General features: G+C 67.6%; 6 protein-coding genes, 2 tRNA genes and 1 pseudogene. 3 read left to right on the forward strand and 6 right to left on the reverse strand.

Going from position 1 to position 6275, the window contains the following annotated elements; genetic code table 11:
- The first annotated feature begins 241 nt into the window (after window positions 1–241).
- Both ACK5F2_RS15515 and ACK5F2_RS15520 read left to right on the forward strand, forming a co-directional pair.
- Window positions 242–1189 (forward strand): response regulator, encoded by a 948-nt coding sequence (locus tag ACK5F2_RS15515; protein ID WP_409866162.1) that lies wholly within the window; start codon window positions 242–244, stop codon window positions 1187–1189.
- Window positions 1186–1911: a hypothetical protein gene (locus ACK5F2_RS15520; protein WP_409866164.1), complete on the forward strand. Its 726-nt coding sequence runs from the start codon at window positions 1186–1188 to the stop codon at window positions 1909–1911. The genes ACK5F2_RS15515 and ACK5F2_RS15520 overlap by 4 nt, the downstream gene beginning before the upstream one ends.
- Window positions 1912–1920: 9 nt before the next feature.
- Here ACK5F2_RS15520 and ACK5F2_RS15525 read toward each other — a convergent pair whose 3' ends face one another.
- From ACK5F2_RS15525 to ACK5F2_RS15550, 6 genes and pseudogenes are all read right to left on the reverse strand, one after another.
- Entirely contained in the window at window positions 1921–2712 is a 792-nt protein-coding gene (locus tag ACK5F2_RS15525) for a DUF4743 domain-containing protein (protein ID WP_409866166.1), read from the reverse strand.
- Between the two features lie 166 nt (window positions 2713–2878).
- Window positions 2879–2953: transfer RNA gene (locus ACK5F2_RS15530), tRNA-Val, on the reverse strand.
- Window positions 2954–2999: 46 nt separating this feature from the next.
- Window positions 3000–3074: transfer RNA gene (locus tag ACK5F2_RS15535), tRNA-Val, on the reverse strand.
- Between the two features lie 102 nt (window positions 3075–3176).
- The gene (gene dnaQ / locus ACK5F2_RS15540; protein ID WP_409866168.1) at window positions 3177–3893 is read right to left on the reverse strand and encodes a DNA polymerase III subunit epsilon; all 717 of its coding nucleotides are present in this window, start codon (window positions 3891–3893) and stop codon (window positions 3177–3179) included.
- A gap of 6 nt (window positions 3894–3899) precedes the next feature.
- Complete coding sequence (lgt, locus tag ACK5F2_RS15545; RefSeq protein WP_409866170.1) at window positions 3900–4718, reverse strand: prolipoprotein diacylglyceryl transferase; 819 nt, start codon at window positions 4716–4718, stop codon at window positions 3900–3902.
- A gap of 93 nt (window positions 4719–4811) precedes the next feature.
- Window positions 4812–5707 (reverse strand): annotated as a pseudogene (locus tag ACK5F2_RS15550) (LysR family transcriptional regulator).
- Window positions 5708–5816: 109 nt separating this feature from the next.
- Between ACK5F2_RS15550 and ACK5F2_RS15555 the strand changes: the two are divergent.
- A partial coding sequence (locus ACK5F2_RS15555) for a dihydroxy-acid dehydratase (RefSeq protein WP_409866173.1) occupies window positions 5817–6275 on the forward strand: 459 nt, incomplete at its 3' end.

Here is a 6275-nt window from a genome sequence, read left to right on the forward strand (position 1 = left end):
CACCACGACTGCATCGACTTTATCCATGCGGACGATTGTGCCCAGGGCAGCGCCCGCCGCTGTTTCGGTGTTCACTAATTCACGAGGGCCCGATTACGAGGTCTGACTAAGGGCTTTTCCCCAGAAGCCCGAGCGCGTCGGCAGCGCACACTTGCGCCCGAGTTCGCCCCATGAGGGCGACAGGCGCACAAGACGCCATCACGCCGCGTACCGGAGGGCGGCCAGCGAGGGATCATCCGTCATGCACAGCCAATCGATGCAGCCGCCATCCGGAGAGCGGCCGCGCAGCGTCCTGATCGTCGACGACAGTCGGGCAATACAGGCCATCATGCGCCGTGCGCTGGAGCAGTCCAATGCGCTGCCACCTTTGAACATCCGCACCGCCAGCAGCGCCGAGCAGGCGCAGGCCCTGGTCGAGGACGAGACGCCCGATCTGCTGCTGTCCGACTGGCATATGCCGGGCATGGACGGCGCCGCGCTGATGCGCTGGCTGCGCCGCCACGGCCACGGCGGCCTGCCCATAGGCGTGGTCACCACCGAAACACGCAGAGATCAGCTGGATCGGGCCCGCGAGCTGGGGGCGAGCTTCGTGCTCAACAAGCCCTTTGACGATGTGTCCCTGTGCCAGGCCGTGGGCGAGGCGCTGAGTCGGCCCATGGCAGCGCCGGCGGACATCATGCATGTGCCAGACCTGCCCCGTGGCGCCGCCCTGGAGTCCCTGGCCCAGCTGCAGCAGCAGATCTATATGCATATCGGAACACGGGGTTTCGAATTGCTGCGGGCCGAGCCCGACGCGCGGCTGGCCGAACGCGAGCAGCAGCTGGTCGCCCTGTACGGCAGCACCCAGCGCAGCGGTCTCTATGCGCTGGGACTGCTCGACACCGCGGCCTGCTGGCTCATTGGCGGGGCCGCCAGTGGTTTGAGCAGCGCCGAGATCCAGACCGGCATCGCGTCCGGCACCGAACCCGGCACTCGCGTGGTGGATCAGGCGGGGCGCCTGCTTCAGGCCTGCGCCCCCCTGCTGCGCAAGCGCAGCCCGGCCGATCAGGTGGCCCTGAGTGCGGCACGACTGGTGCGACAGCGTTTTGACAAACTCCCGGAACTGCTGCAACAGCATCTGGGACGCAGCGAATTCACGCTGCGCATCAAATCCCTGGGCCAAGGGCGACTGAGTTTTCTGCTGGTATGAGTCTTCTTCTGAGTCTGAGCCTGGAACAGATTGCCGCGCTGGGCGTGCTGCTGGCCAACGGCGTTTTCGTGATCGTGGCGGTTGCCGCCTATCTGCGCATGAATAGCGAGGAGGATCGGCGACAGCGCTTCCTGAGCCATGCGCTGGGTGACAGCCGCGAGGCCGGCCAGGCCCTCAAGTCCATCGTGCGTGATCTGCAGCGCCTGATGGAGCGCATTGAACGTGCCGCCCTGGGGCGCGGCGGCAACGAAGCGCCTGCCTCTGAGCGCAGCCAGGCTGGGGGCCGCCTGCAGGCGGAGCCAGAAGACAGCGCCCTGCCCTCCAGCGAGGAGGAGCAGATGGACTTTGCGCGACTCAGCCCTCCGGAACAGTGCCCGACCATCGGCGACTATGCCGAGTGGCGCCGCCTGCAGCAGGTAGAGCTGGCCCGCTTGCTGCAGCAACGCCGCAAGCTCCTGCAAGCCCTGGATCAGGCCCGCGCCGCAGCCGCCTCGCGCCGTGGGGCCGGTGGCAACACGCGCAGCGACAGCCTGGAGTTGCAGCGCGCACGCCAGCGCCTGGCGGAAATGCAGGCCGAGCTGGAGCGCGCGCAGGTGGAGCGCTCCTTTGTCGAGGATCGATTGCTGAACCTGGACGAGGAACTCACCCGGGAAAAGATTCGCGCCGCCAATCTGCAGCGGCGCATCGAGGCCCTGGAGCAAGCCGAGGCCGCCGAGGCCTGAGCCAAGGCTTCAGGCCTGCGGCTCCCCGCTCTCACGGCAGGCCGCAAGCTCGTGCACCAGCACCAGCCCCGCATCGGGGCTGAACTCTCCGGCCGCCAGCCGCGCCCGCAGGGCGGCGGGCTCCAGGGCCAGAAACTCCGCCACCTCGCCGTCCTGGTTGCTGGGCATGAAATGCGCCGGGAGGCAAAGCCGGTAGATGTGCAGAACCTCGTCGTGCAGGCCCTCGCCCGGCACCACGCGGCAACTGCGTAGCACGCCCGCTGACTGCAAGTCCCGGCTGAGCGCTGGGGGCACACCCGCTTCCTCCCAGAGCTCACGCCGGGCGCAGTCCAGCGGAGCCTCGCCCGCACTCAGGCCGCCGGCGGCAAGATTGTCCAGCTTGCCCGGGTCGGTCGCCTTGCTCAGGGCGCGGCGGCCACAGAGCATGCGAGCGTCGGGCCACCAGCCATTGATGTGCACCGCCCGACTCATCAGACCGAAGAAGCGAAAGGCCGCGCGCTCCAGGCGGAACAGTTCGGCGCCGCGCTCGGTGCAGGGATCAGCCATCGGCGCCTCGCAGGCATAGGCCTCACCGCGCCAGCCGCGAATCAAACCGCGATCGCGCAGTGCCAGGGCCGCGGCCTGGATCAGCGGCGAGCGCTCGGCCTCGGGTGGGCGCCAGCGCAGCTCGCCATCGACCAGCGCAGCATGCGAGGCCAGCAAAGGCAGGACAGCCTCGCGGTGGCCGGGAGCCAGGCGGCCTATGGGCAGCTCATCGAGCCATAACCGGGGCCAGTCTTGCTCAGGCAAGGATTCAATCATGGCCACGGGCCTTCTTGACGCATCTGTGGAGCATGGGCCGGATTCTCCACCAGGGGCCGGCGTGGTCCGGATGGGGCAGGCTGGAAGCCGGTCGGCAGAGGCCATGCCCGTGTAGGCGCCGCACAAAGAAAAACCCCGCGGTTCTTGCGAACGCGCGGGGTGATCCTGGTGGGCGGTGCAGGGTTCGAACCTGCGACCCCTGCCGTGTGAAGGCAGTGCTCTACCGCTGAGCTAACCGCCCGGTATCTGGCGGGTGAGTGCCACTGCAATCCTGATGCCCTGAAGCTTGGTGGGCGGTGCAGGGTTCGAACCTGCGACCCCTGCCGTGTGAAGGCAGTGCTCTACCGCTGAGCTAACCGCCCGGTCTGGTCACCCGACAAATCTGCTCTGCATTGCTGCCAAACAAATTCATCAACCGGGAAGCCAATGATTATGCCATGGATTTTTGAATATCCGCAAGTGATTCAGTGAGCTTGCCAGATCCTCTTGCCGCCGCTGGCCTTGTCCAGCTCGGCCAGCACCTTCTCGTGGGCCTGGAGTTCGGCCTCGCTGGCCACGAGCACGGGCAGCGCGAAGCGGCTGAAGTCCACGGCCTCGAACTGGGCATCCCCCGCCGCCTGGCCGCCATTGCTGCTGGCGCCGGACTCGTCGATGACCAGGGAGTCCTGGCCGCGGGTCATATTGATATAGACCTGGGCCAGCAGCTCCGCGTCCAGCAGCGCGCCGTGGAAGCTGCGGTTGGAGTTGTCCACCTCCAGGCGGCGGCACAGCGCGTCCAGCGAGTTGGCCTTACCCGGGTACTGGTCGCGCGCCATCAGCAGGGTGTCGCGCACGCCGGCCACCACATCGTGGATGGGCGGGCGGCCCAGGCGCTTCATCTCCGCATTCACAAAGCCCAGGTCGAAGGGGGCGTTGTGGATCACCAGCTCGGCGCCGCTCACATACTCGATGAATTGATCGGCAATCTCGGCGAACTTGGGCTTGGTGGACAGGAACTCGTCCGTCAGCCCGTGCACCTTGAGCGCTTCCTCATGGCTGGAGCGCTCGGGGTTGATGTAGATATGAAGGTTGTTGCCGGTGAGCTGGCGGTTGACCATCTCCACGCAGCCGATTTCGACCAGACGGTCACCGCCCTCGGCGTACAGGCCGGTGGTTTCGGTATCGAAGAAGATTTGACGCATGGGAACTCAGGAAGCAGCGCTGGCGCCGCGGGCGCGGCGACCGGCCCAGAGCCAGATGGCGATGCCGGCGGCAATCATGGGCAGGGACAACCATTGTCCCTGACTCAGGCTCAGAGCCCGCAGGCCCAGGAAGTCGTCGGGCTCGCGGAAGAACTCGGCCAGGAAGCGGAAGAAACCGTAGCCGATCAGGAACATGCCCGAGACCTGGCCGGTGGCACGGGGTTTCTTGGCATAGAGCCAGAGCAGCACGAAGAGCAGCAGACCCTCACCCAGGAACTGGTAGAGCTGGGAGGGGTGGCGGGCAATGCCACCGTCATGCGCCTGCGGAAACACCATGGCCCAGGGCAGCGAGGGATCGGCCGCGCGGCCCCAGAGCTCGCCGTTGATGAAGTTGCCCAAGCGGCCCGCGGCCAGACCCGTGGGCACGCAGGGCGCGATCAGATCGGTCACCTCGAAGAAGCTGCGCTGGCGCAGCTTGGCAAAGAGCCACATGGCCACGATCACGCCCAGCAATCCGCCGTGAAAGGCCATGCCGCCCTTCCACACCGCCAGGATCTCGGCCGGGTGGCTCAGGTAGTAGGCCGGCTTGTAGAAGAGCACATAGCCCAGGCGCCCGCCCAGCACCACGCCCAGCACGCCGAAGAAGAGCAGATCGTCCACATCGCGCCGGGTCCAGCCGCGGCTGGCGAACTGGGGCTGAGCGATCTTGCGCGTGGCCAGCCAGAGGAAGAGACCGAAGGCCGCCAAATAAGTCAGGCCGTACCAGTGCACGGCCAGGGGGCCCAGGCTGATGGCGATGGGGTCGAACTGGGGATGGACCAGCATGGCGGCAGCGTCTCTCGCTCAAGGGATACAGGTCGCGCATCATACGGGGCCGGCCACCCTGCGCCGTGTGATGCCCCGGGCCCCGCCCCGCCCTCAAGTCGCCACCAAGGCCTCGCGCACATGGGCCACAAAGCGCTGCACCGCGGGCGGCGCGCCGGGCCGCCAGATCAGGCTGGTGGCGCTCACCGGCACGGGCCCCTCCACCGGCCGGTAGACCACACCGCTGCGCTGCAGGCCCATCACCGATTCCGGCACCCAGGCCACGCCCATGCCGGCCGAGACCAGGTTGACGATGGTCTGCATCTGGATGGCCTCCTGGGCGATCTGCGGGGCGCGGCCATGCGCGCGGTAGAAACCCAGCACCGCGTCGAAGAGCGAGGGCGCGATCTCGCGGGGGAAGATCACCAGGGGCAGATCCAGGATGTCCGCCGCGGCAAGCTGGGCCTGCCCGGCCTGGGGCAGCTCGGCCGGCAGGGCCAGCACCAGGGGCTCGCGGGCAATGGGCAGGGCCTCGAAGCCACTGGGCAGGGCCTCGGGGGCGTGGATCACGAAGCCGGCATCCAGGGCCTCGGCCGCGAAGTCCTGCAGCTGCACGTCCAGCGTGGCCTCGCGCAGGCTGAGCTGGATGCCAGGCTGCTGCTCGCGAAAACGCCGCAGCCAGCGCGGCAGCTCGCCAAAGCCCACGGTGGAGACAAAGCCCAGGCGCAGCCGCCCCTGGCGCCCCTCGGCTGCGGCCCGGGCCCGGGCCGGCAGGGCTTCCAGCTCGGCCAGCAGGCGCCGCGCCTCGGGCAGCAGGGCCTCGCCGGCAGGGCTCAGGGCCACCGAGCGGCTGCTGCGCTCGAACAGGCTCACGCCCCCAGCTGGGCCTCCAGCTTCTGGATCGCCTGGGTGAGCGGGGGCTGGGTCATGTGCAGGCGCGCGGCCGCCCGGCCGAAGTGCAGTTCCTCGGCCACGGCCAAGAACTGGCGCAGGCTACGCGGCTCAATCATTCATGTAATCCATATCAATAAAGAATGAATAATATATTTGAAAGCTAGCCAGCCGCGCCGGATACTGGCGCCTCCCCAGCATGAACGGACTCGCCAGGAGACCTTGCCCATGAGCTACAACCGCCGCTCCAAGAACATCACCGAGGGCGTGGCCCGCGCGCCCAACCGCTCCATGTACTACGGCATGGGCTACCAGGAGAGCGACTTCGGCAAGCCCATGATCGGCGTGGCCAACGGCCACTCGACCATCACGCCCTGCAACTCCGGCCTGCAGAAGCTGGCCGACGCGGCCGTGATCGGCCTCAAGGCCGCCGGCGCCAATGCCCAACTCTTCGGCACGCCCACCATCTCGGATGGCATGGCCATGGGCACCGAGGGCATGAAGTACAGCCTGGTCTCGCGCGAGGTGATTTCCGACTGCGTGGAAACCTGCGTGGGCGGCCAGTGGCTGGACGGCGTGATGGTGATCGGCGGCTGCGACAAGAACATGCCCGGCGGCATGATGGGCATGCTGCGCGCCAATGTGCCGGCCATCTACATCTACGGCGGCACCATCAAGCCCGGCCAC

It is taken from the genome of Roseateles sp. (genome assembly GCF_046300915.1).
Taxonomy (GTDB): domain Bacteria; phylum Pseudomonadota; class Gammaproteobacteria; order Burkholderiales; family Burkholderiaceae_C; genus Kinneretia.